Genomic DNA, 26,288 nt, shown 5'->3' with positions numbered 1-26,288 from the left:
GGATTTCGGGCATGGCAGAGGCAAAGATAGCGGTTCTTTTTCCGGGGCAGGGCTCCCAGTTTTTGGGCATGGGCAAGGAATTTTTGGAAACGGACGCTGATGCCCGCGCCCTCATGGGTATGGCGGAAAAAATCAGCGGCTTCCCGCTCACCCGCCTCTGCCAGGACGGTCCCATGGAGGAGCTGACCCGCACCGTGCATCTGCAACCGGCCATGACCGTGATGAATCTCATCTGCTGGCAGGCCCTGGCTAAGGCCGGGGTGAAACCGGCATTTTTTGCCGGTCACAGCCTGGGCGAATACGGAGCGCTTGCTGCCGCCGGGATCGTCAGTCCCGAGGAGACCCTGGCTCTGGTCACCGAACGCGGCCGCTTGATGGAGCGCGAGGCTGCCGCAAATCCCGGCGGCATGCAGGCCGTGGTGAAACTGCCCATCGAGGCGGTGCGCGGGATCGTGGAAAGCGCCAAGGCTGCCGGCAAGATCACCGTGGCCAACCACAACTCCGCCGAACAGGTCGTGATCTCCGGCGAGGAAGCGGCCCTTGCCGTTGCCGCGCCCTTGGTCAAGGAGAAGGGCGGCAAGGCGATTCCCCTCAAGGTGAGCGGCGCCTGGCACAGCGAGCTGATCGCCGGCGCGGTCCCGGATTTCGAGGCGGCCATGGCCAAGGTGACCTTCAACGCCCCGGCCACGCCGGTCCTCTTCAACGTCACTGCCGCTTCCGAGAGCGATCCTGCCGCGATCCGGCAGATCATGGCGCGTCAGATCGCCTCCACCGTCCGCTGGTTGGAGATTGTGGAGAAGCTGATGGCCGAGGAAGTGCGGGTCTTTATCGAGGTCGGCCCCAAGACGGTGCTCACCGGGCTTTTGGGCAAGATCATCCCGCCTGACTACGAACACCGCTGCTTCCAGTTCGACACCCCCGAGGGGCTGGCGAAGATGCTGGAAGCGCTGTAAGAAAACCGCAAGTCCGAAGGGGGAAAGGCGGGAAATCCTGTTCGGGTTCCCGCCTTGTCTGCCTATCCATTCAAATCCCCCCTGTTTCTCCCCGGCCATACCAGTAATATCCGTATTTTTTCTGCATTGACAATCTGTTAGGTGCATGCGATTGTAGCTGTCGGTGCATATGCTGGCCAGAAATTGCGGCGAAACAGCGGATGAATAAGAATTCGCACGATTTATCCGTATTCCGCATAACATCCCACATTGCCCCGCAATCAGGAAAATTCGAGCATGCAATGCGTCAGGATTAGCCTTGTTTCCCCTTTCTTGGGGTAAGCAAGACGATAGCCAGGGGCAAAAGAGGAAATCCGTATAATATTAATGTTCGATAACCACGTGACAATTTGACTGCATAAATAAATTCCAAAGGCATTCCGGGAAAAATGACTTCACTAATTCGCTGGCTTCATCTATCAGATTTTCACGTTGGGAAGGATGACTATGCTGGCAGAAAAATGTTCGACTATATTATTGAACACGTCCGCCAGAGAAAAGATGAAGGCTTTGTCCCTGATTTTATATTTTTTACCGGCGATTTGACAGATAAGGGGAAAGCCTGCGATTACGAAACATTTTGGCTTGAGTTTGTATCTTCTCTACAGGAAGTAATAAGCGGTGATATCTCTTCCCGGACTTTTGCGGTACCCGGAAATCACGATGCAGACCGCGACTATCATCAAGCTTTCAGTCGAGAAGAAATGTCTGCCCCCAAAAGTCGCTATTTCGATCCTAACCAAGAAGGCAACAAACTTCGTGAAATACTATTCCCGCGATTCAACGCATTCGTGGAAAACGACTTTAGTCCAACCAAGGGTGATTTGCTTAAAGAGCAGGGAGCCTTTGCCCATCAGCTTGACATCCGCGGTAATAGAATTGGAATCGTCGGCCTCAACACGGCATGGCTGAGTAAAGACAATCACGATGAACGGAAGCTTACCCCTGGCAAAGCTTTGCTCGAAGGAGTCTTGGATGAAATTAGCGAGGCTAAAGTTCGTATCGTGTTGGGACATCATCCCATCGACTGGTTTATTCCAGCAGAACAGAAGCCTCTCAAAAGTCTTCTTGGGAAGAGCCATGTCTTGTATCTGCATGGTCATCTGCATGATGCCTGGGCGGAACCAACATATGGAGGAGGCCACCAGTTTTTAGCCATCCAATCCGGTGCTGCTTTTCGGGCGAGAGAGGGTGAAATGTGGCGTAATGGTCTTGTTTGGGCCGAACTGGATTTGGATGCGCAAGAATTACGCCTTCAACCTCGGAAGTGGGAGCCAAACCAACAAGCGTGGATTCCCGCAACCGATGCTTTTCACGAAAATCACCGGAAAGGAGACTGGTGGATTTATCCACTTCCAGATACGTCGCGGGCTTTAGATATAGTTAAAAGCGCGGCACAACCAAATGTACAGCCTCCTCAAGGATGGGGTGTCTTTGACCCCAAAGTATTGAGCCAATACTTTAAACCCTTAGAAGAAGAGAGGGCTATTAGATTTTTTAACGGTGCAGTTCCTAGTTGGCCCATGGCCCTATCCACTTCTGTTCCCAGGCGAAAAATTGTCGGGGCGCTTGCTGCGCATCTCCAAGAGGCCGAAGGCTCTGCTCGTCCTATCGTCACTCTCTTGCTGGCTGCGGGTTGTGAAGGAAAAACCACAGCTCTGCTCCAAGCGGCTTGGGAGATGACAAAGGAAAAACCCGGATGGCGTATCTTACAACGGACAGACGATGCGGCTCCAATGGAATGGAATGCCCTCGTGCCTTTGTTGGCCGCGGAATATCGCTGGTTAGTTTTGTTGGACGAGGCCGATCGTATCGCGAAAGATCTTTTCGTTATTCTCCAGAAAATTCCCGCTGAGCTCCAGGGAAGGGTTCACTTTTTACTGGCCTCCCGGGATACAGATTGGCTAGCGTCGAGAGCCAATCTGGAAAACTGGACAAGTGTATGTACCTTTCAACAGGAGCGCCTTGCAGGTCTTGACGGAGAGGATGCAGAAGCAATAGTCAAAGCGTGGAATGTCTTTGGTGCCCGAGGGTTGGGCGATCTTGCCAAAATACCTGAAGAACAGCGTGTCGATATTCTCGAACGGCAAGCCCGAGAAGAAGCAAGGTCAAATCAAGGTGCTTTCTTCGGAGCGCTTCTCGCTGTCCGTCACGGGAGTGATTTGCACAACCATGCACGTCTGATGCTGGAAAGGCTTGGGCAGCGAAAAATACCAAGCGGTGGCACCCTGAGGAATGCTCTTGCCTTTATTGCCGCCATGCACTCTGAAGGATTGGAATTCTTGTCCCGTCCCGTGTTGTCCCAAGCACTATCTTGTCCTTTAGAAAAATTACATCGGCATGTGCTCGCCCCACTTGGACAGGAGGCAGCGGCTACAGGCACATCATTGTTTATTTTTACTCGACACAAGCGAATAGCAACCGCGCTGGTTTCCGTTCTTGAAAATGATTTTTCTACAGATATTGGAGCGCTTTTTAAAACTCTTGCAATGTCGGCTATAAATAGTTTCAAGGAGGGTATCCGTGTTCCGCAGCTCGGCGACTGGCGTTACAGTTTGCCGCAGCATTTTTTTAACAAAGAGAGAATTGAATTGGCCGTGGAGATAGCCCGCGATGTTCTCTCTTGTGAACCGGAAAATCGCATGACGCTTACAAGTCTGGCAAACTTCTATCGAAAAGCAGGAGATCCAGAGTCGGCCGTAAAGTTATTTCGTGAGTCACAGGGCAAACTTGAGAAAAAAGATCGGACTTTCTTCTGTGAGTGGGCAACTGCTGAAGGCGCCAAGGATAATCAAGTGGAGGGTGCATTACTTGCGGCTTATGCAATTAGTGATAACGTCCCTAACCAAAGCCGTGTAAATAATGACGATGCGAAAATGAACTTGGCAGGTCTAGGAGTAAGCTTCGGGGAATTGTTTGTAAACTATCATGAAACAGCTTTCCGCGATGCACAGATAGCAGTTGCAGTTCTTGGTCAGCAGCTCCATCTTGACTCAGAGACGAGTGGTTATTTCCAAAATCATATCAAAGAAGCCTTGGCGGATGGGGCGATAGAGCCTGATGTGGATAACGCGTTCAATTTGTTCCGGCAAGGTGTTATTGCAGCAGAAGCCATAGGTGTTGATGCTGAAGTTGCTTCTACGCTCCCGTCAACGACTACCCTTACTTATGATGGCTTGCGGAAGTTGGTTTTCGCAACCATGTCGGCCTCTGGATAAAAAGTGGCCTGATCTCGTCACTGTCTTGAGTGTTGAGTATTGATAAAGATGAATATCGAACCAGTCGGTTAACCTGACGCCGGGAATGTATATGACGCTGGCGCGGTAAGGTTTTTGGCGGCGCAAGTAACCTTAGCGTTAGAAATACTCACAAACCGCATTGGTATGGCGGCAACAAATTCCGGGGACATAATACCTATTTCCCGCGAACATCACGAAAAATCTCATCCGGGCAACTAAGGGGTCAAATCTTTATTCTTGGCACTTGCCATTAAAGTGGAACGGGGAACGGGGTTGGCCAAGCTACTTGTCTGATATCTCAGTATAATCTTCCAAAAAGATAAGTGCTTTCTTCGCTTAATCCTTGGTTTTCTCTGTCAAAAATCATGCTTATAGAAGAGTTGCGGCTCCCTTGGTTCGGATGAGGGGGGTAAGTTGCAGGAGGCGTTTCCCTCCCCCGTTTGCTTGACGCTTGTCCCTGACCCTGTTACCTTATTTCAGGCGGAGACATTACAGGCCGAGGAGGTGTAATTATGAAACGCAGCGATGCCTTGCGGGTGCTTGCCAGGGCCAAACCCGAACTGGCGAAACGCTTCGGGGTTGTCCGGCTGGTTTTGTTTGGTTCCATGGCCCGTGATGAAGTGCGTCCAGGCAGTGATGTGGATGTGTTGGTTGCCTTCGATGGCCCGGCTACTTCGCAACGCTATTTCGGGGTGCAGTTTTATCTTGAAGACGCTCTGGGTTACTCGGTGGACCTGGTTACCGAAAAGGCTTTGCGCCCGGAACTGCGGCCGTTCATTGAGCGGGAGGCGATCAGTGTCTGAACGGGAATGGCGATTTTATCTGGACGACATGATCGACTTTGCCGAAAAGGTGCTTGCCTAAACGGCAGGACTTGATCAGCCGGGTTTCGTCTCAAGCGGCCTTACCTATGACGCCACGGCGCGGAACCTTGAGCTGCTTGGCGAGGCGGCCTCCCGCATTCCCGCTGAAATCCGCGAATCCGCGTCCGAGATCCCCTGGCGCCAGATCATCGCCACCCGCAACCGGTTGATCCATGCCTATCTCGGCATCGACAACGACATCCTGTGGAACATCATCGAGCAGGACATCCCCCTCCTTCTCCCGCAACTGAAGAACTTGAAAAGCCGTTTCGCGTAATAAGGAAAACTAGCGGCAACTAAGGGGCCAAATCTTTATTCTTGATACACGCTCGTCTCTTTTCTAGTGGCAAGCAAAGATTTGACCCCAGAAGATGCAGACCCCAGAAAGCGAGAATCTTTCACCCCCGTTAGGAAATTTTCCACAATGGACATCCCGCGGATATTCAACATCACTGAGAGTGCTCATCGCATCCACAACCCGATCACCCCCGAAAAGCTCGCCACTCTCGGCGCGGCGTTGCGTCTGGAATCGGGAATCCGAGTGCTCGACCTCGGCAGCGGTTCGGGGGAGATGCTGTGCACCTGGGCACGCGATCACGGCGTCATCGGCACCGGCATCGACATGAGCCGGTTGTTCACCGAGCAGGCGAAACTCCGTGCTGAAGAACTCGGCGTCGCCCATCAAGTCACGTTCATCCATGGCGATGCTGCCGGCTATATCTCCGGCGAGAAGGTCGGTGTGGCAGCCTGTGTCGGCGCCACTTGGATCGGTGGGGGCGTCGCCGGCACTATCGAGCTTCTGGCGCGGAGCCTGCGCAGTGGAGGGATCATCCTCATCGGCGAGCCCTTCTGGCGGCAGTTACCGCCGACGGAAGATGTTGCCAAGGGGTGTCTTGCCAACTCAATCTCCGACTTTCTCATGCTGCCGGAACTTCTCGCCTCTTTCGGCCGCCTTGGCTACGACGTCGTGGAAATGGTTCTGGCTGACCAAGACGGCTGGGACAGATACGAGGCGGCAAAATGGCTCACCATGCGCCGATGGCTTGAAGCCAATCCCGGCGACGAGTTAGCCAAAGAGGTTCGAGCCAAACTGACCTCGGAACCCGAGCGCTACGCCGCTTACACCCGTGAATACCTGGGCTGGGGCGTGTTCGCGCTGATGCCCCGGTGATGGGGGCAACTCTGTATTCTTGGCACCTGCTCGTTCTCTTTCGCTAGACCAGGCCGCTGCAATCGCCCGCGGATTTTTTGCTTGCCCAAGGATGAAATTCTTGCTCCTTCAGGAAAGAAGCTCGAGACCTTGCTTGCCGTCTTCTCAAAAGATTCAGATTCGTACAGGGTAAGGTCGGTTGTCGGCAGATTTGTTGCTTGACATCCTGGCTTTGGCACAGTATCTTTGTCCGTTTTCCGGCCCGGAGAGGGTGAGGTGTGTCTTTTTTCAGGAATTATCGCGGCTGCCGGGCGTTCCCCGCAGGCTGCTTGAGTGATTGATAGAAATGTTTGAGTCGCTTTCAGACCGATTACATGATGTTTTTAAGCAGCTTCGCGGCCATGGCAGGCTGACCGAGGAAAATATCCAGGAGGCGTTGCGCGAAGTGCGCATGGCCCTGCTGGAAGCCGACGTCAATTTCAAGGTCGCCAAGGAATTTGTTGCCACTGTCGCTGAGAAAGCGATTGGCCAGGAAGTGGTTGGTTCGCTGGCCCCGGGCCAGCAGGTGGTCAAGGTTGTGCACGACCAGTTGGTCGAGCTGTTGGGCGGGCAGACCGCCACCCTCGATCTCAGCGGCCGCCAGCCTGTAGTTATCATGATGGTCGGTCTGCAGGGGTCCGGTAAGACCACCACTTCCGGCAAGCTGGCCAAGATGCTGCAGGGCAAGGGCCGTAAGCCCTACCTGGTTCCGGCCGATGTCTATCGGCCTGCGGCTATTGAGCAGTTGACCATTCTCGGCCAGAGTCTCGGGGTGGGGGTGCATCCCTCAGCCACCGACCAGGATCCGGTGGCCATCTGTCGTCAGGCCGTGCATGCCGCCCAGAGCGGTGGCTATGACACCCTGATTATCGACACCGCCGGCCGGCTCCATGTGGATCAGGAGCTCATGGCTGAGCTGGGCCGGATCAAGGACGCGGTGCAGCCTGCCGAGATTCTCTTCGTGGCCGATGCCATGACCGGTCAGGATGCGGTTACGGTTGCGGAAAAATTTAATCTCGATCTTGCCATCAGCGGCGTGATCCTGACCAAGATGGATGGCGATGCCCGCGGCGGCGCGGCTCTCTCCATCAAGAAAGTGACCCAGCGGCCCATTAAGTTTGTCGGTATGGGCGAAGGGCTTGATGCCCTGGAGCCCTTCCATCCGGATCGTGTTGCCTCCCGGATTCTCGGGATGGGCGATGTGCTCACCCTGATCGAAAAGGCTGAGGCCGTTGTTGATAAGGACAAGGCGGAAAAACTCGCCAAGAAGCTCAAGAAAGAAGGGTTTTCCCTGGAAGATTTTCTTGAGCAGATCCAGCAGATCAAGAAGATGGGCAGCCTCGAGCAGATCATGGGCATGATCCCGGGGATGAGCCGGCTCAAGCAGCTCAAGGATATGCCCAAGCCCGATGAGAAGGAACTGGGCCGGGTGGAGGCGATCATCAACTCCATGACCATCAAGGAGCGCCGCAACCACGCCATCCTCAACGCGAACCGTAGGACGCGCATCGCCAAGGGGAGCGGCACCACGGTGCAGGATGTGAACAAGGTCATCAAGAGCTACACGGACATGCTCAAGATGATGAAGCAGATGAGCGGCAAGCCCGGCGGACTGGGCGCCTTTGTCGGCGGAGCGAAGAAAAAGAAGCGGCCCAAGGGGCTTGCCCGATAGATATATGTTTGAGCAGTTGTCTTAAAAAAAGAAAACGCGGAGACGCACAGGGCGCAAAGAGAAGAGCTTGCTCATGAAAACCAAGCTTCCTTGCTTCTTGGCGTTCAGTGCGCCGTTGTTACGATAAATACTATTGTTATTTGGCAGAACAAAACGGCATAAAGAGCCGTAACGAAAGGGTCAAGATATTTCGTAACGGCTCTTAAATATCTCACAGGAGGAAACAACACCATGGCTGTACGGATTCGTTTGACCAGAATGGGCCGCAAGAAAAAACCTTTTTACCGCATTGTCGTAGCCAACGCCGAGGCTTCTCGCGACGGCCAGTTTCTTGAAGTGGTCGGCACCTACGACCCTTGCAAGCAGCCCGCCGAGGTTATTGTCAAGCAGGACAGAGTCAAGGTTTGGCTCGATAAGGGCGCGCTCCCTTCCGATACGGTGAAGAGCCTGCTTGCCAAAGCCGCCAAAGTGGCGGAATAAGACCCATGAAGGATCTGGTGACATTTATAGCCACCTCGCTGGTGGATGAGCCTACTTCTGTTCAGGTTACCGAAACGGAAGGGGAGGGCACCGTTGTTCTTGAGTTACGGGTAGCGAAAGAGGATCTCGGCAAGGTTATCGGCAAGCAGGGCCGGACCGCCAGGGCCATCCGTTCGCTGCTTACTGCCACGGCAGGCAAGGACAACCGCAAGGCCCGCCTCGAGATAGTGGAGTAGGATTTTTGGAAATCCTTGATGTCGGGGTTGCCCAGAACGGGCAGATTTCTGTGGGCAAGGTTGTCAAGGCCCATGGCATCAAGGGCGAGGTCAAGGTCTACCCTTTTTCCGGCAACCCCGATGACTTCCGCGACTACCGGCGGCTGACTCTGGTCGATCCGAGCCATGATCTGGCCAGGTCGTATGTTGTTGAGCAATGCCGGCCTCTGGAGAGCTTGGTTATTCTCCAGCTTGCAGGTGTTGCTGACAGAACCGCTTCCGAAGGATTGCGCGGTTGGGAAGTGCGGATTGATCAGGAAGTTTTGCCGCCCCATGCTCCGGGGACCTTCTACTGGCATGAACTGGAAGGGATGGAGGTGATCACCGATACCGGGCTTGCCCTTGGCCGGATCACCTCGCTTTTGGCCACCTCCGCCCACGATATCCTGGTGATTACCGGGGGGGGCGTTGAGTATTTGATTCCTGCGATTGATGCGTGTGTTGCCGGTCTTACTCCGGATGGGAAGAGACTGGTGGTTACTCCCCCTCCTGGCTTGTTGGAGATGAATGCGGGCGGGGTGCCGGGCGATGCGAGCTAGGGCAATTGCCACAGGCACACCCGGTGAGTAATGCTTCCGTGAGCGAGACCATCAGATTTGACGTATTGACGATTTTTCCGGAGTTGCTGGATTCTCCGCTCAAGGAGGGGATAATCCGCAGGGCCCAGGAGGCCGGGCAGATAGGGGTTTTCTGCCACAATATCCGGGATTACGCGCTTGACAAGCATGCCATGACCGATGACCGCCCCTTTGGCGGCGGGGAAGGGATGGTCATGAAGCCGGAACCCCTGACCGCTGCAGTGCAGGCGGTGCAGTCCATGGCGCAGCCGCCAGGGCGGGTGATTCTCCTGAGCCCCCAGGGCCGGCCGTATACCCAGGCGGTTGCCGAAGAGCTGGCCGGGTACGCGCGGCTGCTTCTGGTCTGCGGGCGCTATGAGGGGGTGGATGAACGGTTCGCTGCCCAGTATGTGGATGAGGAAATCTCCATCGGTGACTATATCCTCACCGGCGGCGAATTGGCGGCGATGGTCCTCATCGACTCCATTACCCGGCTCCGGCCGGGGGTTTTGGGATGTGCGGATTCGGCAGGTTATGACACCTTCAGCCGGGGCGGGCTCAAGTATCCGCAGTATACGCGGCCCAGGCTTTTTGAAGGAGTAGCAGCGCCGGAGGTGCTTTTTTCCGGGGATCATGGAGCAGTTGCCGAATGGCGGCTGGTTGCCGCGGTTGAGCGAACCATGGCCAAGCGACCGGATCTTGTTGCCGGGATGCGTTTTAATGCCAACGAGTTGAAGATTTTACACCGGCAAGGACTCTTTGCCAGGCTGCGGGAATGCGGCTGGAACAGCCGGCCGGAGGAGCAGTGATTCAAGAAGATAGGCAAGGTGCGGATCGACCGGTTATCCGGCTCGATCTGGCTCTGGTCCATTACCCCGTCTGTAACAAGCACGGGGAGACCATCGGCTCGGCGGTGACCAACCTGGACCTGCATGATATTGCCAGGGCAGGCCGGACCTTTGGCATCGACACCTTGTATATCGTCACTCCTTTCGCGGATCAGCAGGCGCTGGTCAAGGATATTCTCGAGCACTGGCAGACAGGACACGGGGCGAGCTATAACCCGAAACGCAAGGAAGCCCTCTCCCTGGTGCGGATCTGTCATGACCTGGCCGAATTGTATGCGCTGGTAGAGGCCAAGTGGCAGCAAAGGCCGGCGGTTCTTGCCACCAGCGCCAAACCGCAGGCCAGAGCGCTTGGTTTTGCGGAAGCGCGGCAGCGGATTCTTGCCGGAGAGCCGCATCTGATTTTGTTTGGCACCGGCTGGGGTATGACCCCGGAAGTATTGGCCGACGTAGACGGCCTGCTTCCCCCCATTGCCGGGTTTAGCGAGTATAATCATCTCTCTGTTCGCTCGGCTGCGGCCATTGTGTTGGACAGGGTGTTGGCCAGGCAGTAGCAGCAAAAGAACCTTGCCGTTTCTCTGACCGGAACGGCAGCATAGCCGCTTACCCGGTGGGCGCGGCGCATAAAGATTGAAAAAACAGTGTGGGCGTGTATAATGGCCCCGTGGAATCCGTTACTTAAGGGATTGAATGAGGAAAAACTATGAACATCATTGAGCAGATGGAACAAGAGAATATGCGGCATGACATCCCGGACTTTCGTGCTGGGGATACCGTGAAAGTGCATATCCGGATCATTGAGGGCAATAAGGAAAGGACTCAGCTTTTTCAAGGGGTTGTCATCCGCCGTCGCAAAGGGATCATGGGGGCCAGTGTTACCGTCCGCAAGATCTCCCATGGAGTCGGCGTGGAAAAAACCTTTCCCTTGTGTTCTCCCAGAGTCGACAAGATCGAGCTGGTGAGCGAAGGCCGTGTTCGGCGTTCGCGTCTGTACTACCTGCGCAATCTGCGCGGCAAGGCAGCGAGAATCAGGGAAAAAGGCATCAACTAGCCTTTGCGTATTACCCGGAGCAGGAACGGCCAAGCAGCCTTCGTGCTCCGGTTTTTTTTATATTGCCGCCATTGCTGGGCCACGGGAAACCGTGGCCCTTTTATTCGTGGTCCTTACGGCTTATCCGACAAGGTGGTGCGTTTTGCCCAAGGCGATAACACTCTGGCCGGCGTCTTCCGTTGGAGACACCTTCGCCATTGAACGATCTCTGATCAGCCAAGGCTACGCCACCGTAGCCGGGACCGATGAAGCCGGCCGTGGGCCGCTGGCCGGACCGGTGGTTGCCGCCTGCGTCATTCTTCCGCCCCTCTGCGAGTATCAACATTTCCAGGATTCAAAAAAACTGAGCGCTAAAGCCCGGGGCGAGCTCATGCATCGCCTGGTTGCGCTTCAGGCTCCAATAGGGGTGGGCATCGTTTCTCCGGAGGAGATCGACCGGCTCAATATCCTACAAGCATCCCTGCTGGCCATGCGCAAGGCGGTGGAAAAGTTGCCCGCGCTCCCTGATTTTCTTCTGGTCGACGGCAAGTTCACCGTGCCCATGGCGGTTCCGCAACAGGCCCTGGTCAAAGGCGACTCGCGCAGCGCCTCTATCTCCGCCGCTTCCATTGTCGCCAAGGTGACGCGGGACGCAATCATGGAGCAGTACCATCTCGAATACCCCCAGTATAACTTTGCCCAGCACAAGGGGTATCCCACGGCCGAGCACCGTCGGATTATCCGGGAGATTGGCCCCTGTCCCATCCATCGCCAGAGTTTTAAGCCGGTGCGCGATTGTTTGGTAAGATAAAAGAGGCGAGCACCATCTCCCTCGGTCAGCAGGGGGAGACCCTTGCCTGCCGGTATCTTTCCCGGCAGGGCTACCGGGTGCTGGCGAGAAATTATCGCACCAAGCAGGGGGAGATCGATATCATTGCCGAAGAGCGGAACTCCCTGGTTTTTGTCGAGGTGAAGACCAGGCGCGGCCATCAATGCGGTCATCCTTTTGAGGCGGTCACCCCCGCCAAGTGCCGGCAGATTTCCAAGGCGGCCCTGCAGTATCTTGCCGAGACAGGCAGGGAAGGGCAAGCGGCCCGCTTTGACGTGGTGGCGATCAGTATCGCCGGAGAGGGTGCGCCGGTGGTCGAGCTGGTGAAAGATGCCTTTGACCTGAGCTATGGAGCATGAACGTGCAGATGGGAACGCAAGCTGCTGCATTACCTCCCTTGGCGATTACCATGGGGTGTCCGGTGGGGATCGGTCCGGAGATCATCCTGCGTTTGTTTGCCAAGAGCGGGTTCGCACCGTCTCTGAGTCCTGTCGTTATCGGGGATGGTGGGGTGTTGCGCCGCTGTGCTGCCGCCCTGGGCATCGACCTTCCGGTGGTTGACTGGCAGCCGGGCGCACTCTGCCGGCCCCAGGCGCTCAATGTCCTTTCCCTTTCCGATCTTGGCGATGGTCTCTGCTGGGGCAAGCCCACCCCGGAAACAGGCCGGGCCATGGGGGGGTACATCGAAGAAGCGGTCCGCTTGATCCGGCAGGGGCAGTTGGCCGGGTTGGTGACCTGTCCCATCAGCAAGGGGGCGCTGAAGGCCGGAGGTTACCGCTTCCCCGGGCATACGGAGATGCTGGCCGATCTCTGTCAGGCAAGGGATTTTGCCATGATGATGGCGGGCGCTACCCTCAAGATCACCCTGGTCACCATCCATCAATCCCTGGCAGAGGTGCCTGGTGCCATCACCTTTGAGTCGGTGCTGCGGATGATCTCCATCACCGGCCGGGCCCTGCGTGATGATTTTAATCTGCCCCACCCCCGTCTGGCGGTGGCGGGTTTAAACCCGCATGCCGGGGAAGACGGCATGTTCGGCGATGAGGAACATCGGATTATTGGACCGGCTGTGGCGGCGGCCCGCCGGGACGGCTGGCTGGTCGAGGGGCCTTTTCCCCCGGATACGGTATTTCATAAGGCAGCGGCCGGTCGGTTTGACGCGGTGGTGTGCATGTACCACGATCAGGGTCTGATCCCCTTCAAGCTCCTGCATTTCAGCGACGGGGTGAATGTGACCCTCGGGCTGCCCATTGTCCGGACCTCGGTGGATCATGGGACTGCCTATGACATTGCGGGCAAGGGGGTGGCTGATCCGGCGAGTCTGGCCGCCGCGGTCTTTATGGCCGAAACCATTGTGGCCAACAGAAGAAAATTAGCGCGTGCAACAGGGTGTTAAGGGATGGCTGAAAAAGGAGTGCTCATCGCTTTTGAGGGGATTGACGGGACCGGTAAGACCACCCAGATCGAGCTGCTGGCCGAGGTCTTGCGTCGGCGAGGCTTAAGCGTGGTTACGACCCGTGAGCCCACCGATGGGCAGTATGGCCGGAAAATCAGGGCGTTGTATAAAAACCGGCAGAGCGTGACCCCGGCAGAGGAATTGGTTCTGTTTCTTGATGACCGGCGCGAGCATGTGGCGCAAGTCATCGCCCCGGCTCTCGCCTGCGGCCGGGTGGTGCTTACCGACCGCTACTATTATTCCACTGCGGCCTATCAGGGTGCGGCCGGCCATGATCCGCAAAAGATCATTGCCGCAAATGAATTGTTTGCGCCGGTGCCGGATATGGTTATTATGCTTGAAGCGCCTGTCTCTCTTGGGGTACACCGGGTACAGAAGCTTCGGGGCGAGACCCTGAACGATTTTGAACAGGAAGGGGCCTTGGCCCGGGTGGCCAGGATTTTCGCCGAGCTCAAAGGGGCCAATATCCACCGTATTGACGGAACAGGGGATGCCGCGGCCGTGCATGCTCTGATCATGCAGGCCGTGGCCGAGCTTTTTTGAGCGGCAAGGGAATCGTGTCTGTGGATGATACAACGCTGGGCAACAAAATCATGGGTTGGCTCACGGTCCTGGGTCGAAAGGGAGAAACTGTTATGCTGAAGCGTCTGCTGATTGCCGGTGGTTTGGCTCTCTGCTGCCTGTCATGCGCCCCGACCATTCGGGGGGTGCCGGGGCAGCCGCCCTTTGCCGCAGATCTCGAACCCTATGAAGAGGCGGTGGACAAAGGCTGCGCTTATTTTCATTATCTTTGGGGCAAGTCGGCCGAGCTTGAAGACCATTACGATGAGGCGATCTACGCCTACAAGCAGGCCCTGGTTTGTGACCGTCTGGCCGGGCATGTCATGCGTTCCCTGGCCACGCTCCTCGTTAAGACCGGGCGCCAGGAAGAGGCGGTTGAGTGGGTGAACAAGCTCATCGACCTCAATCCCAAAGATATCGAAGCCCGGGCGCTCCTGGCAAATCTCTACAGCATCATGGAGCGGTTCGATGAGGCCATCGGCATGTATCAGTCCATCTTGGCCGAGGATCCGCAAAACTTCAATGTCCGGTTGTTGCTGGGCAGCCTCTATGCCCGTTTGCGCGATTACGAAAAGGCGCAGGTGGTTCTGGAAAAACTGACCGAACTCAATCCGGATTCCTATGCCGGGTTCTATTATCTGGCCAAGCTGTACCAGGAGATGCGTCTCTTCGATAAGGCCTCGGAGGCTTTTGAGAAAGCTCTGGCCCTCAACTGGTCGCCGATGCTGGCTCAAGAGGCGGCGGAATTGTATGTGCAGGAAAAGCAGTATTCCCAAGCCATCGCCATCTACAACCGGATTTTGGCAGAGGACCCCTCCGATGAAAGGGCGAGAAGCTTCTTGGCCAATGTTTATTTTCGTCAGGGAGAGATAGCGAAGGCCCTGACGGAGATGGAGAAGCTCCGGGAGATCTCGGCCAACCCGGACAAGGTTGAGCTCGCCATCTGCCGGATTCTGCTCGATGCCGACCGGCGTTCGGAGGGTGTCACCCGGCTGAAGGCACTCCTCAAAAGAGATCCCCATTCAGACGCGGCCAGGGCACTCTTGACCCTGGCCTATTACCAGCAGGGCGACCTTGCGGCGACCAAGAAACTGCTCCGTCAGGTGGGTCCCCCCAGCCCGGCCTATGAGGAATCGGTGCTCATGCTGGCCAGAATCCTGCAGCAGGAAAAGGATTTTCCCGGGGCGGAGAAGGCCCTGCAGCAGGCCATGGCGGACAAGCAGCATCGGCGGCTCAATTTTTATGTGGCCCTGGCAATGCTGTATGCCGGCGAGGACAAGATTGCTAAGGCGCACGGGGTGTTTACCCAGGCCTTTGTCGATTTTCCGGACACTGTGGAGGTGCATTACGAGTATGCCCTGTTTTTGCACAAACTGGATGACATGGCCGGGTCCATGCGCGAGATGGAAGAGGTGCTGAAACTTGACCCGCAACATGCCCGGGCGCTCAATTATGTCGGCTATACCTGGGCCGAGGAGGGGCGGAACCTGGAAAAGGCCAAGGCGTATATCGAGCAGGCCGTAGCGCAGCTCCCGAAGGACGGCTTTGTTCGGGACAGTCTGGGGTGGGTCTACTATCAGTTGGGGGATTTTTCCGCCGCGGTCCGGGAATTGGAGCAGGCGGTGGCGCTTTCTCCCGATGACCCGACCATTTACGAGCATCTTGGCGATGCCTATCTGAAAAACAGTGACCGGTCGAAAGCCAGGAAGGCGTACGAAAAATCACTCGCACTCCACGAGGAGGAAGAGAAGAAAGAGGTGGTTCGCCGGAAGCTGGAGTCTTTCTCTTCCGGGGATGAGCGGCCCGGCGGCGCACAATGAAGCCTCTGTTTTTCCGGGTCTTGCGGGCGGGGCTGCTCGGTTTTCTCTTCTTGGCCGGTGGTTGTGCCACCCTGCCCGCCACCAGGCCTCTTGGTGCGTTGCAGCAAGAGCAGGGGGTTGCCCTGTTCCGCGAGAGCATGGCGCAGCAGCAGAAGTGTCCCAGCTGTATTGATGCCCAGGTGCGGCTTTCCTTGAAATCACTGGTGCAGAACGGGACGATTTCCGGCTTTATTCAGGCGAAGGCCCCCGCTTTTTTGAAATTTACCGGCCTAAATCCCCTGGGCCAACCCATGATGTTCTTGGCCACGGACGGGAATTTCTTTAGGTATGTCGCGGTGCCGGAAGGCAAGGGGTATGAGGGGTTGGTCACTGCTGCCGCTTTTAAAAAATACGCCCCTCCTGGGTTTGCCCCGGAGCAAGGGTTCTTTTGGCTTACCGGCAGAATGGCTTCGGCAAGGGTGCGGATTTTTTCCGTGGCGGAGGACCCGGAAGACCATGGCCTCTGGCTGGAGCTCGCCTACGCCGATGACGCCGCGGATGGGGAACCCCTTCGCCACCATGTCTTATTTGACCCGGGCCAACAGGTGATCCGCCGGCATCTGGTGGTGGATGCCGAGGGACGGATCATGGTCGATGTTTGGTACGAGAACTATACCACCCCTTCCGAAAGCGGGGAGGATACCTGTCGGCTGCCTGGCTTAGTCAGGATTCATGCCAACAATAACGGCGCGGTCATGGAGCTCACCCTGGGGGATTGGCTGTATGAGGCCAACTTCAGCGCGGGAGATTTCCGGGTGGATCTGCCTGCCGGCTTTCAACTGGTTCCTGTAGAGTAGTCTTTTTCTGTTTGAGCCCCCGTTACAACTTTAACGATCAACCGGTCCACTTGGCCGGTTTTGTTCAGGAATTACAGATGAATAGTGAGATAGACGCCCTGCTGCCGCAGGTGAGACAGCCCAGCAGGTACGGCGGCAATGAGCTGCATGTGGTGAAAAAGGCGTGGGACTCCGTTTCCCTGCGGATGGTTCTGGCCTTTCCTGATCTGTATGAACTTGGCATGTCGCACCAGGGGCTGCAAATTCTCTACCACATCGTCAATGCGCAGAAGGATATGCTGGCCGAACGGGTCTATACCCCGGATCGCGATTTGGAAGAGCTGCTCCGCGCCCACCGGCTGCCCCTGTTTTCCCTGGAATCCCAGCGGCCGCTGGCTGATTTTGATATCCTCGGCATCACCCTGCCCTATGAGCTCTGCTATACCAATATCCTCACCATCCTTGCCCTGGCCGGGCTACCCTTCCGCAGCGCGGAACGGAGTGCCGCCCATCCCCTGGTGATCGGCGGCGGTCCCTGCGCCTTCCATCCCGAACCGGTGGCCGATTTCTTTGACGCCATTCTTCTTGGAGACGGGGAGGAGGCGGTGCTGGAGATGGCCGAGGCGGTACGCCTTGGGAAGGAAAACGGGGAAGATCGGCCCGCGCTGCTTGAGCGGCTCAGTCGGATCGAGGGGGTCTATGTCCCTTCCTTTTTTGCGCCGGAGTATGATGGCAACGGTAATTTTCTCGGCATGCGCACCCTTTCCGGCACAGGCCAGGTTCGGCGGCGGATCCTTGCCGACCTCGAAGGGGCCAGCATCGAACAGCCTCCCCTGGTGCCGCTTACCCGGATCGTCCATGACCGCTTGGGGTTGGAGATCGCCCGGGGCTGTACCCGGGGCTGCCGCTTCTGTCAGGCGGGCATGATCTACCGGCCGGTGCGGGAGCGCACTCCGGAGAAGATCTTTGCCATGGCGGAAAAAGGCATTGCCGAGGGCGGTTTTGAAGAGCTGGCCTTGTTGTCGCTCTCCACTGGCGATTATTCCTGCTTAAGCGAGTTGCTGGTTCGTTTGATGAACCGTTTTGCCAAGGAGCATGTTTCCGTCTCCCTGCCTTCCTTGCGGGTCGGCACCCTCACTCCGGCGATCATGGAGCAGATCAAGCGGGTGCGCAAGACCGGTTTTACCCTGGCTCCTGAGGCAGGCTCCGACCGGCTGCGGCGGGTGATCAACAAGGGGATCACCGAGGAAGATCTGCTGAGTACGGCAGAGGCGGCCTTTGGCTTGGGCTGGAAATTGATCAAGCTCTACTTCATGTTCGGTTTGCCCACCGAAACCGAGGAGGATGTGGCCGCGATCCCGGCCCTGGCCCAGAAGGTGTTGAAGGCCGGGCGGGGCGGCAACTGCCGGGTGAACGTGAGCGCCGCCACCTTTGTCCCCAAGCCCCATACCGTGTTCGAACGGGAGCCGCAGCTTTCCATGGCCGAAGGGTATGCGCGGATGGATGCGGTCAAGAAACGGCTCTATGGCAAGAACTGCACCATGAAGCGCAATGATCCGCGGATGAGCTTTCTGGAAGGGGTCTTTTCCCGGGGCGACCGCCGTTTGAGCCGCTTGCTTGAGGAGGCCTGGCAGCGGGGCGCCCGCATGGACGCCTGGTCCGAGCATTTTGATCTCACGCGCTGGCAGGAAGCCGCTGCGGCCTGCGGTCTGGAGCTGGAGCATTACCTGCGCCGGCGGGAAGTCGATGAGCCTTTGCCCTGGCAGCATCTTGGCGTTGGGGTCCGGGATGATTTTTTTGCCGAGGAATACGGTAAGGCGTTGCGGGAAGAGTATACCCCCGACTGCCGGGTGCATGGCTGCCAGCAATGCGGGGTTTGCGACCTGAAAACCCTCAAGCCCGTGGTGCATCGTTGCAAGCACGACGACGCAGTCCCGGATCCGGCCGGAGCAGAAGCGCCCCCGGCGGAGAGTTCCTCCGGTAAACCGATCCTCCGCCCCCACTTTCTCTACAAACTCACCTATTCTCGGCTCAACAATGCCCGGCTGCTCAGCCATCTGGAACTGCTTCAGGTGTTTTTCCGGGCCTTCAACCGGGCCAAACTGCCGCTGAATTTTTCGCAAGGGTTCAATCCGACCCCCAAGGTCTCTTTCAGTCCGGCCCTGCCCCTGGGTACGGAAAGTCTGGCGGAATTTGTCCTGATTGATCTTTTTGAGCCGCTGGCTGATCTTGGCGCCTTTGTAAAGGAAATGAACCGGCAGCTTCCCGAGGGGCTCTTCGTGAGCCAGGCCGTGCTGGCCGGCAAAGAGCATGCCGGCACCATGCTCACCACCTACCATCTCCGGTTGGCGCGGCTGCCCGTGCAAGAGGAGCTGGACCGGGTCATGGCCCAGGAGAGTCTGCCGGTGGTGGTGATGCGCAAAGGCCTGGAACGGCAGCTCGATCTGCGGCCGCTGCTCTCCGGCTTGCGGCTGACCGAGGAGGGCCAGCTGGAGCTTTCCCTTTTCAACGCGCCGGGTCAGCCGGGCGGCAAGCCGGTCGAGGTGGCGGCCAAGCTTTTCGCCTTGTCCGAAGAGGAGATCCGGCGGGCTCGGGTTGTGAAGATCGCAAGCGAGCCTTATGTGGTCAGGGAAAACTGAACGATCGCATCTCCTGTGCAGAGCATGGGGAGATGCTGAAAATATTGGCCTTGGCGCCTTTTCTGCGCTGGGTCATGCATGGAGCTAAATTGTACCTGAACCTGTCTGGTGAGAATCATGTCTACTGAACTACTGATCAACGCCACGCCCTATGAGATTCGGATTGCCCTGGTGGAACACGGCAATCTGGTGGAATTTTATCTGGAGCAGCCTCGGGAGAAGGGGCTGGTCGGCAACATTTACCGGGGTAAGGTTGTCCGGGTGCTCTCCGGCATGCAGGCGGCCTTTGTCGATATCGGCCTTGAGCGCACCGGTTTTCTCTATGTGGATGATGTCCATATCACCACCGACGATTTTGAAAAGCGGCTGGCCAAAAGCGACCGGCCCGAGGATTGCGGCGGCGGCTGTTGCGGCAACGAGACTCCGGATTCCCTCTGCAGGCGCACCCCCGGTCTGAATATCGGCGATCTGCTCAGCGAGGGGCAGGATATCCTGGTGCAGATCTGCAAGGAGCCTCTCGGCACCAAGGGCGCCAGGCTGACCTGCAATATCACCCTGCCTTGCCGGAACCTGGTTTTCATGCCCATGACCGATCATATCGGGATCTCGCGCAAGATCGAAGACGAAAACGTGCGCAAGCAGCTCCGTCAGGATATCGAAACCCTGCGGCCGGCCGGCACCGGTTTTATCGTGCGGACCGTGGCGGAGAACGCGACCAACGAGGATCTGGAAGCGGATATGGAGTTTCTCCTCCATACCTGGGGGGAGATTCAGGATATCGCGGTCAAGGCCCCGGTGCCGAGCCTGGTGTATGAGGATCTTGATATCACCCTGCGGGTGGTGCGCGATATCTTCTCGCCGGAGGTGGAGCGGGTGGTGGTCGATGACCTGAAAACCTTCAACCGGGTGCAGCATTTTGTCGAAACCTTTGCCCCGAAGCTCCAGGGCAGGGTGCACCTTTCCGATAGTCCGATTCCCCTCTTCGACAGCCACGGGGTCGAGATGGATATCAACCGGGCGCTGGACAAAAAGATCTGGCTCCGCTGCGGGGGCTACATCATCATCGAAACCACCGAGGCCCTCACGGTGATCGATGTCAACACCGGTCGCTATGTCGGGAAAAGCGGTTTGGAGGAAACCATCTTCAAGACCAATATGGAGGCGGTGAAGGAAATCGCCTACCAGCTCCGGCTGCGCAATATCGGCGGGATCATTATTGTGGACTTCATCGACATGGATGAGGAGATCCACCGGGATGAGGTCTTTTCCGCCTTTAAGGAGGCGGCCAAAAAGGATAAGAGCCGGATCAACATCCTCAGGGTTTCCGAGTTCGGCCTGGTGCAGATGACCCGCAAGCGTAACCGCGAGGATCTGCGGCACATGATGTGCGAGCCCTGCCTCTATTGCCACGGCGACGGGATGCTGAAGTCGGGCCGGACCATCTGCTATGAGATTTTCCGCAAGGTGGAGCGTGAGGCGAAAAAGGCCTCGGCGGACAATGTCGTCCTCCGGGTGCACCAGAGGGTGGCGGCCATGATGCTCAAGGAAGAGGCGTCCACCATCGATTATCTCCAGGGCTCCACGGGCAAGCAGATCATTATTGAGCCGGTCAAGGATGTGCATCTGGAAAAATACGAAATTCTCTGGGGCAGGGAGTAATCTCCCCGAGAGCAAATTAGCAAAGTGCGATGCTGGGATGGGTTTTGCTGGGATATGGGAATATTCTTGCTTGACAATGTAGCCCTGTATGGTATTAAGATCGGTTTCACGCACTAGGCGAGATTGGCTTGTTGGCTCATTCTTGTTCGGTGGTTTTCGTCGTGAGGCGAAGCTATCCTGGCGCGGGTCAAAAAAAGAAGTATTGTTCATCGAGTCGGCTGACATCAGCCGTTTGTCTGTTGAAGAGTTCAGTTGTTGGAGGAATTATGTACGCAATCATTCGTACCGGCGGTAAACAGTATCAGGTTGCACCTGGCGAGCGCGTCCGGGTTGAGAAACTTGCCGGCAATATTGGTGATACCATTGAATTGTCCGATGTTCTTCTCATTGCCGATGGGGAGGAGGTCAAGATTGGCCAGCCCGTTCTTGCCGGAGCCAAGGTCATGGCCTGCATCATTGAGCAGGACAAAGCCAAAAAGGTTTTGATCTTCAAGAAGAGACGGCGTAAGGCCTATCGCGTAAAAACTGGTCATCGTCAGCCGTTTACCTCCCTTGAGATCAAGGAGATTTCCGCCTAATCAGGCAGGAAACGGTGTGGGCAGTCGAAAAAAAACTGATGCGGGTTTAACGCTCCATCAGCCTTGAAACACACGAGGTGTTATTGTGGCACATAAGAAAGCGGGCGGTAGCTCAAAAAACGGTCGTGACAGTAATTCACAGCGGCGCGGGGTGAAGAGATTCGGCGGACAGATTGTCCGGGCCGGTAATATCCTGGTCCGCCAGGTCGGCACCGTGATCCATCCCGGCAAGAATGTTGGCCTGGGTCGCGATTACACCCTGTTTGCCAAGATTGACGGCGTTGTGAAATACGAAGAGTTCGGTCGTAACAGAAAAAGGGTCAGCATCTACCCGGTTGAAGCCAAGGTAGAGGTAGCTGCGTAAAAAGCCGTAACCAAGCAGCGGTCCTTGAGGCTGCTGTTAACGGCGAGAGTAGGAAAGCTGTGGTACTTTGCAACGGCTTATTCATGGTGTGTATCCGCGTTTGCGTTTGCACTGTAACTTGCCGTAGCAGTCTCTGGCAGCAATCCTTTACTGGCGGCGACGATGGCTTTTATCGATGAAGCAAAGTTCTTTGTCAAGGCCGGCGACGGCGGCAATGGGTGTCTGAGTTTCCGACGGGAAAAATTTGTTCCCAAAGGCGGCCCCGACGGGGGTGATGGCGGCGATGGGGGCTCGGTGACAATCGAGGCCTCACGCAAGCTTGCCTCCCTTCTTGATTTTCGTTTTAAATCCCATTTTCTCGCGCAGAATGGCACTTCCGGTCGCGGCAAGAGGATGTACGGCCGCAAGGGGGAGAGCTTTACCCTGTATGTGCCCCTCGGTTCCATTCTCAAAGACGCGGAAACCGGTGAGATCCTCGCCGAACTGCTGCACGAAGGCGACAGTTTTGTTGCCGCCAAAGGCGGCGAGGGCGGCAAGGGCAATGTCCATTTTGCCACGGCCCAGAACCGGGCGCCCCGTATTGCCACCAAGGGCGAACCCGGCGAAGAGCGCTGGTTGCGCATCGAGCTGAAGCTGCTGGCGGATATCGGTCTGATCGGCCTGCCCAACGCCGGTAAATCTACGCTGCTTTCCAAATTGTCCGCCGCCAACCCCAAGGTCGCGCCCTATCCCTTCACCACCCTGGAGCCGCAGCTTGGCGTCATGAATCTTCCCGATTCCGGTGCTTATATCATTGCGGACATTCCTGGGTTGATCGAGGGCGCACATACCGGGGCAGGTCTTGGCCACAAATTTCTCCGCCACATCGAACGCACCCAGATCCTCCTCCATGTCATTGACGCCTCAACCCCGGACGAGCAGCCTTTGGAGGAATACCGCACTTTGGAAAACGAGTTGCGTGTATACAATGAAGAGTTGATGGACAGGCAGCGGTTGGTGGTGCTGAACAAGGTTGATCTGTTGGAAGACGAGCAACGGCTTACTGCCTTGCAGGAGCTGTTTTTTAAAGCGGAAGGAGTCAGGCCGCTTGCCATTTCGGCGCTTACCGGGCAAGGGCTCGTGCAGTTGCAGGAAGCGTTGGGAGAGATGCTGACAGAAAGAGAGGCGTGATGACCACAGCGATGGAGCATGACGAAGAGCTGGCGCTGCGGCGTCGGTTTCTCGACCGGGCCAAAAGGGTCGTGATCAAGGTGGGCAGTGCCGTTCTCACCACCGGTGAAGGGCTGAACCTGCCTGTCTTGGACGCTTTGGCCAAGGAGATATGTACCCTTCGCCAAAGTGGTCACCAGGTGATCCTGGTCAGTTCCGGGGCTGTTGCGGCCGGCCGGCGGAAGATGGGCCTTGGCGACCGCGCCTTGACCCTGCGGGAAAAACAGGCTGCCGCCGCCATCGGCCAGAGCAGCCTGATGCGCTCCTATGAAAAGATCTTCGAACAGCTGGGCCAGAAGGTGGCCCAAGTGCTGCTTACCCACGACGCCCTGTCCCACAGGGACCGTTATCTCAATGTCCGCAATACCCTCTTTACCTTGCTGGACTGGGGCTTGGTCCCCATCATCAACGAAAATGATACCGTCTCCGTCGAAGAGCTGCGCTTTGGCGACAACGACGCCCTGGGCGCCATGGTCACCAATCTCACCGAGGCGGACATCTTTGTCTGTCTCACCGATGTGCCGGGTCTCTTTTCCGCCAATCCCCTGACCAATCCCGAGGCCAAACCGGTCCATACCGTGGCCAAAATCGACGCGGCCGTGCAGGCTATGGTCGGCAATGTGCAGAGCGCTCTGGGCACCGGTGGTATGGGGAGTAAGGTCAAGGCCGCAAAGATGGTGGCGGCGCGGGGCGGGTGTTCCTTCATCGGTCCGGGGCGGGAACCGGATACCATCTCCCGTCTTTTTGCCGGGGACTTGATCGGGACCTTCTTTTTGCCTGAGAAGGAAAAAATGGCGAGTCGCAAGCACTGGATCGCCTATACCCTGCGGCCCCAAGGCTCGCTGGTCCTTGATGGGGGTGCTTGCAAGGCCCTGTTGCAGGGGGGGAAAAGCCTGCTTCCTTCCGGGATCATCGAGGTTCGGGGCAAGTTCGGCATCGGAGCTCCGGTGCATTGCTTAAGCGAGAAGGGCGACCCCCTTGCCGCCGGGTTGGTCAACTATGCTTCCACCGATATCGACCGGATCAAGGGCGTCAAGACCAGTCAGATCGAAGCGGTGTTGGAACGGCCCAAGGATAGCGATGAGGTCATCCACCGCGATAATCTTGTCATCCTGTAACGGTTAAGCAGCACCACATCTGCTTTGTCATCGCCCTGCTCATGTGCAATAGCACACTTCGCAGGCCTCTTTCGCGCATCTGCGGCACTGCTTAACCGTTACCTGTAATCTTTTTTTTATTCAACAGCTGGGGGTATGTGATGTCCATCCAGGAAACGATCAAACAGATGGCGGTGGCGGCTAAAAAAGCGTCCCGGAATATGGCCAATCTTTCCACCGTGGCCAAGAATAATGCTCTGCTGAAGATGGCTGAGGCGCTTCTTGCCCAGAAGCCGTATATCCAGCAGGAGAATGAAAAGGATCTGGTTGCGGGCCGCACCAAGGGGCTGTCCAGCGCCATGCTCGATCGGCTGGCGCTCACCGACAAGGTGATCGACAGCATGGTCGGCGGTTTGCGCGAGGTTGCGGCCCTGCCCGATCCGGTGGGGGAGATCGACGAGATGGCCAAGCGGCCGAGCGGCATCACCGTCGGCCGGATGCGTATTCCTCTGGGTGTTATCGGCATGATCTACGAGTCACGCCCCAATGTGACCGTGGATGCTGCGGCCCTCTGCCTCAAGGCGGGCAACGCCATTATCCTGCGGGGCGGTTCCGAGGCCATCCATTCCAATCTGGCCCTGGCCAAGGTGCTGCAGGAGTCGCTGGCCGCCGAGCAGATCGAGGCCGCGGCGGTGCAAGTGATCCCGGTCACCGACCGCGAGGCGGTAACGGCGATGCTTGCCCTGGATGATCAGATCGATCTGATCATCCCCAGAGGGGGCGAGGGCTTGATCCGTTTCGTGGCCGAGAACTCCCGTATCCCGGTGCTCAAGCATTACAAGGGCGTCTGCCATGTCTTTGTCGATGGGAGCGCGGATCTGGAGATGGCGGTGAATATCGTCATGAACGGCAAGGTGCAGCGGCCCGGGGTGTGCAATGCCCTGGAGTGTTTGCTGGTCCACAAGGATATTGCCGCGGCATTTTTGCCCAAGGTCTGGAGTGCCTTGAAAGGAGCAGGGGTCGAACTGCGCGGCTGTCCGCAGAGCAAGGCGATCCTGCCTGAGATCACTGCGGCCCTGCCCACGGATTTCGGCATGGAGTTTCTTGAGCTGATCCTGGCTGTACGGGTGGTGGATGATCTGGATGCGGCCATGGCCCATATTATCCAGTACGGTTCCCAGCATACCGAGGTGATCGTCACCAATAGTTATGGGAACGGGCAGCGTTTTCTCCGCGAGGTCGACGCCTCGGCGGTGATGATCAACGCCTCAACCCGCTTCACCGACGGCGGCCAGTTCGGCCTGGGTGCAGAGATCGGCATCAGTACCACCAAGCTGCATGCCTATGGCCCCATGGGCCTCAAGGAATTGACCACCAGGAAGTTCATCGTCTACGGCGAAGGGCAGGTCCGCGCTTAAGCAGGACTTGGGAGAGAGTAGGGTGGAACTTCCGCGCAATCTCGGCACCCGGGTCGGTATTCTGGGCGGCACCTTTGACCCGGTGCATAACGGCCATCTCGCTGTGGCCGAGGCGGTCCACCAGGCGTTGGCCCTGTCGAACATCCTTTTTGTCCCCGCCTTTCTTCCCCCCCATAAGCCGACCTATACCATTTCTCCCTTTGTGCATCGGGCCGCCATGCTGGAGCTGGCGGTGGCCAATACTCCCGGTTTTTCCGTCTCCCGTCTCGAGGCGGAGCGGGTCGGGCCATCCTACAGCATCGATACCCTGCGCACCCTGGCCCAGAGTCTTGGCAATCAGGTGCATCTCTTTTTCATCATCGGCATGGATGCCTTTGCCGAGATCCACACCTGGAAGGCGTACCGCGAGTTGCTGAACTACGCCTCCTTCGTGGTAATCGGCCGGCCCGACCACTGTCAGCAGTCGTGCGGCCAGACCGTGGCCGCGAATTTTCCCGGCTATACCTTAAACGAAGCCCAAGGCTTTTGGCAGGGCGAGTCCGGCCAAGGGGGGATCCATCCGGTGGCCATGGCGCCGGTCAAGGTCTCTTCCACCGAGATCCGGGAAGCAGTCCGGCAGGGCAAGGAGATCGGAACCCTTGTCCCCTCGGCGGTCGCGGACTACATTGCGGCCCAGGGTCTCTATCGGTGATGTCCCTTGC

Annotated in this window: 25 protein-coding genes and 1 pseudogene; all 26 read left to right on the top strand. The window is 57.2% G+C overall.

Annotated elements, in window-relative coordinates; translation table 11 throughout:
* The first annotated feature begins 11 nt into the window (after window positions 1–11).
* The 26 genes and pseudogenes from fabD (at window position 12) to nadD (ending at window position 26,278) form a co-directional block, all read left to right on the top strand.
* Window positions 12–953: an ACP S-malonyltransferase gene (gene fabD, locus OLX77_RS12680; protein ID WP_307633977.1), complete on the top strand. Its 942-nt coding sequence runs from the start codon at window positions 12–14 to the stop codon at window positions 951–953.
* Window positions 954–1,381: 428 nt separating this feature from the next.
* Window positions 1,382–4,210, top strand: coding sequence for a metallophosphoesterase (locus OLX77_RS12675; RefSeq protein ID WP_307633976.1), 2,829 nt, complete (start codon window positions 1,382–1,384; stop codon window positions 4,208–4,210).
* A gap of 533 nt (window positions 4,211–4,743) precedes the next feature.
* Window positions 4,744–5,034 carry a nucleotidyltransferase family protein gene (locus OLX77_RS12670; protein WP_307633975.1) on the top strand — a complete coding sequence of 97 codons (291 nt, stop codon included), beginning with the start codon at window positions 4,744–4,746 and terminating at the stop codon, window positions 5,032–5,034.
* A 28-nt stretch (window positions 5,035–5,062) separates the two neighbouring features.
* Window positions 5,063–5,371: pseudogene (locus tag OLX77_RS12665) on the top strand (HepT-like ribonuclease domain-containing protein).
* Between the two features lie 147 nt (window positions 5,372–5,518).
* Complete coding sequence (locus OLX77_RS12660; protein ID WP_307633974.1) at window positions 5,519–6,265, top strand: SAM-dependent methyltransferase; 747 nt, start codon at window positions 5,519–5,521, stop codon at window positions 6,263–6,265.
* A 325-nt stretch (window positions 6,266–6,590) separates the two neighbouring features.
* Window positions 6,591–7,955, top strand: coding sequence for a signal recognition particle protein (gene ffh, locus OLX77_RS12655; protein WP_307633973.1), 1,365 nt, complete (start codon window positions 6,591–6,593; stop codon window positions 7,953–7,955).
* Between the two features lie 231 nt (window positions 7,956–8,186).
* Window positions 8,187–8,435: a 30S ribosomal protein S16 gene (rpsP, locus tag OLX77_RS12650; RefSeq protein ID WP_307633972.1), complete on the top strand. Its 249-nt coding sequence runs from the start codon at window positions 8,187–8,189 to the stop codon at window positions 8,433–8,435.
* A 5-nt stretch (window positions 8,436–8,440) separates the two neighbouring features.
* Entirely contained in the window at window positions 8,441–8,671 is a 231-nt protein-coding gene (locus OLX77_RS12645; RefSeq protein WP_307633971.1) for a KH domain-containing protein, read from the top strand.
* A 5-nt stretch (window positions 8,672–8,676) separates the two neighbouring features.
* Window positions 8,677–9,249: a ribosome maturation factor RimM gene (gene rimM, locus OLX77_RS12640; RefSeq protein ID WP_307633970.1), complete on the top strand. Its 573-nt coding sequence runs from the start codon at window positions 8,677–8,679 to the stop codon at window positions 9,247–9,249.
* A gap of 50 nt (window positions 9,250–9,299) precedes the next feature.
* Entirely contained in the window at window positions 9,300–10,076 is a 777-nt protein-coding gene (trmD, locus tag OLX77_RS12635; protein ID WP_371877512.1) for a tRNA (guanosine(37)-N1)-methyltransferase TrmD, read from the top strand.
* The gene (locus OLX77_RS12630) at window positions 10,073–10,666 is read left to right on the top strand and encodes an RNA methyltransferase (protein WP_307633968.1); all 594 of its coding nucleotides are present in this window, start codon (window positions 10,073–10,075) and stop codon (window positions 10,664–10,666) included. Before trmD ends, OLX77_RS12630 begins: the two co-directional genes overlap by 4 nt.
* Window positions 10,667–10,815: 149 nt before the next feature.
* Window positions 10,816–11,163, top strand: coding sequence for a 50S ribosomal protein L19 (gene rplS / locus OLX77_RS12625; RefSeq protein WP_307633967.1), 348 nt, complete (start codon window positions 10,816–10,818; stop codon window positions 11,161–11,163).
* A gap of 142 nt (window positions 11,164–11,305) precedes the next feature.
* Entirely contained in the window at window positions 11,306–11,953 is a 648-nt protein-coding gene (gene rnhB / locus OLX77_RS12620; protein WP_307633966.1) for a ribonuclease HII, read from the top strand.
* The gene (locus tag OLX77_RS12615) at window positions 11,938–12,330 is read left to right on the top strand and encodes a YraN family protein (RefSeq protein WP_307633965.1); all 393 of its coding nucleotides are present in this window, start codon (window positions 11,938–11,940) and stop codon (window positions 12,328–12,330) included. The genes rnhB and OLX77_RS12615 overlap by 16 nt, the downstream gene beginning before the upstream one ends.
* Window positions 12,327–13,367, top strand: a complete 1,041-nt coding sequence (gene pdxA / locus OLX77_RS12610; RefSeq protein ID WP_307633964.1) for a 4-hydroxythreonine-4-phosphate dehydrogenase PdxA — start codon at window positions 12,327–12,329, stop codon at window positions 13,365–13,367. The genes OLX77_RS12615 and pdxA overlap by 4 nt, the downstream gene beginning before the upstream one ends.
* Window positions 13,368–13,370: 3 nt before the next feature.
* Entirely contained in the window at window positions 13,371–13,970 is a 600-nt protein-coding gene (tmk, locus tag OLX77_RS12605; protein WP_307633963.1) for a dTMP kinase, read from the top strand.
* 92 nt (window positions 13,971–14,062) lie between these two features.
* Window positions 14,063–15,808 (top strand): tetratricopeptide repeat protein, encoded by a 1,746-nt coding sequence (locus OLX77_RS12600; protein ID WP_307633962.1) that lies wholly within the window; start codon window positions 14,063–14,065, stop codon window positions 15,806–15,808.
* Complete coding sequence (locus OLX77_RS12595; RefSeq protein WP_307633961.1) at window positions 15,805–16,644, top strand: hypothetical protein; 840 nt, start codon at window positions 15,805–15,807, stop codon at window positions 16,642–16,644. Before OLX77_RS12600 ends, OLX77_RS12595 begins: the two co-directional genes overlap by 4 nt.
* A gap of 77 nt (window positions 16,645–16,721) precedes the next feature.
* Window positions 16,722–19,262: a TIGR03960 family B12-binding radical SAM protein gene (locus tag OLX77_RS12590; RefSeq protein WP_307633960.1), complete on the top strand. Its 2,541-nt coding sequence runs from the start codon at window positions 16,722–16,724 to the stop codon at window positions 19,260–19,262.
* Window positions 19,263–19,379: 117 nt separating this feature from the next.
* Window positions 19,380–20,921 carry an Rne/Rng family ribonuclease gene (locus OLX77_RS12585; RefSeq protein WP_307633959.1) on the top strand — a complete coding sequence of 514 codons (1,542 nt, stop codon included), beginning with the start codon at window positions 19,380–19,382 and terminating at the stop codon, window positions 20,919–20,921.
* A 266-nt stretch (window positions 20,922–21,187) separates the two neighbouring features.
* Window positions 21,188–21,499: a 50S ribosomal protein L21 gene (gene rplU / locus OLX77_RS12580; protein WP_307633958.1), complete on the top strand. Its 312-nt coding sequence runs from the start codon at window positions 21,188–21,190 to the stop codon at window positions 21,497–21,499.
* 85 nt (window positions 21,500–21,584) lie between these two features.
* Window positions 21,585–21,863: a 50S ribosomal protein L27 gene (rpmA, locus tag OLX77_RS12575; protein ID WP_307633957.1), complete on the top strand. Its 279-nt coding sequence runs from the start codon at window positions 21,585–21,587 to the stop codon at window positions 21,861–21,863.
* A gap of 162 nt (window positions 21,864–22,025) precedes the next feature.
* Window positions 22,026–23,033, top strand: a complete 1,008-nt coding sequence (gene obgE, locus OLX77_RS12570) for a GTPase ObgE (protein ID WP_307633956.1) — start codon at window positions 22,026–22,028, stop codon at window positions 23,031–23,033.
* Window positions 23,034–23,068: 35 nt separating this feature from the next.
* Window positions 23,069–24,190 (top strand): glutamate 5-kinase, encoded by a 1,122-nt coding sequence (proB, locus tag OLX77_RS12565; RefSeq protein WP_371877511.1) that lies wholly within the window; start codon window positions 23,069–23,071, stop codon window positions 24,188–24,190.
* A 140-nt stretch (window positions 24,191–24,330) separates the two neighbouring features.
* Window positions 24,331–25,587 carry a glutamate-5-semialdehyde dehydrogenase gene (locus OLX77_RS12560; protein WP_307633954.1) on the top strand — a complete coding sequence of 419 codons (1,257 nt, stop codon included), beginning with the start codon at window positions 24,331–24,333 and terminating at the stop codon, window positions 25,585–25,587.
* Window positions 25,588–25,609: 22 nt separating this feature from the next.
* Complete coding sequence (nadD, locus tag OLX77_RS12555) at window positions 25,610–26,278, top strand: nicotinate-nucleotide adenylyltransferase (protein ID WP_307633953.1); 669 nt, start codon at window positions 25,610–25,612, stop codon at window positions 26,276–26,278.
* Window positions 26,279–26,288: the final 10 nt, after the last annotated feature.

The organism is Thiovibrio frasassiensis (assembly GCF_029607905.1).
Classification (GTDB): domain Bacteria; phylum Desulfobacterota; class Desulfobulbia; order Desulfobulbales; family Desulfurivibrionaceae; genus Thiovibrio; species Thiovibrio frasassiensis.
Note: the sequence above shows the minus strand (reverse complement) of the source record. Positions and strands in the feature narration are given on the sequence as shown.

Bases quoted from the DNA above. Each gene is read 5' to 3' on its own strand.
- pdxA (WP_307633964.1), top strand. From the start codon at position 12,327: ATGAACGTGCAGATGGGAACGCAAGCTGCTGCATTACCTCCCTTGGCG.
- OLX77_RS12675 (WP_307633976.1), top strand. From the start codon at position 1,382: ATGACTTCACTAATTCGCTGGCTTCATCTATCAGATTTTCACGTTGGG.
- rpsP (WP_307633972.1), top strand. From the start codon at position 8,187: ATGGCTGTACGGATTCGTTTGACCAGAATGGGCCGCAAGAAAAAACCT.
- rplS (WP_307633967.1), top strand. From the start codon at position 10,816: ATGAACATCATTGAGCAGATGGAACAAGAGAATATGCGGCATGACATC.
- OLX77_RS12670 (WP_307633975.1), top strand. From the start codon at position 4,744: ATGAAACGCAGCGATGCCTTGCGGGTGCTTGCCAGGGCCAAACCCGAA.
- fabD (WP_307633977.1), top strand. From the start codon at position 12: ATGGCAGAGGCAAAGATAGCGGTTCTTTTTCCGGGGCAGGGCTCCCAG.
- OLX77_RS12660 (WP_307633974.1), top strand. From the start codon at position 5,519: ATGGACATCCCGCGGATATTCAACATCACTGAGAGTGCTCATCGCATC.
- ffh (WP_307633973.1), top strand. From the start codon at position 6,591: ATGTTTGAGTCGCTTTCAGACCGATTACATGATGTTTTTAAGCAGCTT.
- OLX77_RS12560 (WP_307633954.1), top strand. From the start codon at position 24,331: ATGTCCATCCAGGAAACGATCAAACAGATGGCGGTGGCGGCTAAAAAA.
- OLX77_RS12585 (WP_307633959.1), top strand. From the start codon at position 19,380: ATGTCTACTGAACTACTGATCAACGCCACGCCCTATGAGATTCGGATT.
- OLX77_RS12645 (WP_307633971.1), top strand. From the start codon at position 8,441: ATGAAGGATCTGGTGACATTTATAGCCACCTCGCTGGTGGATGAGCCT.
- OLX77_RS12600 (WP_307633962.1), top strand. From the start codon at position 14,063: ATGCTGAAGCGTCTGCTGATTGCCGGTGGTTTGGCTCTCTGCTGCCTG.
- rplU (WP_307633958.1), top strand. From the start codon at position 21,188: ATGTACGCAATCATTCGTACCGGCGGTAAACAGTATCAGGTTGCACCT.
- OLX77_RS12595 (WP_307633961.1), top strand. From the start codon at position 15,805: ATGAAGCCTCTGTTTTTCCGGGTCTTGCGGGCGGGGCTGCTCGGTTTT.
- obgE (WP_307633956.1), top strand. From the start codon at position 22,026: ATGGCTTTTATCGATGAAGCAAAGTTCTTTGTCAAGGCCGGCGACGGC.
- OLX77_RS12590 (WP_307633960.1), top strand. From the start codon at position 16,722: ATGAATAGTGAGATAGACGCCCTGCTGCCGCAGGTGAGACAGCCCAGC.
- tmk (WP_307633963.1), top strand. From the start codon at position 13,371: ATGGCTGAAAAAGGAGTGCTCATCGCTTTTGAGGGGATTGACGGGACC.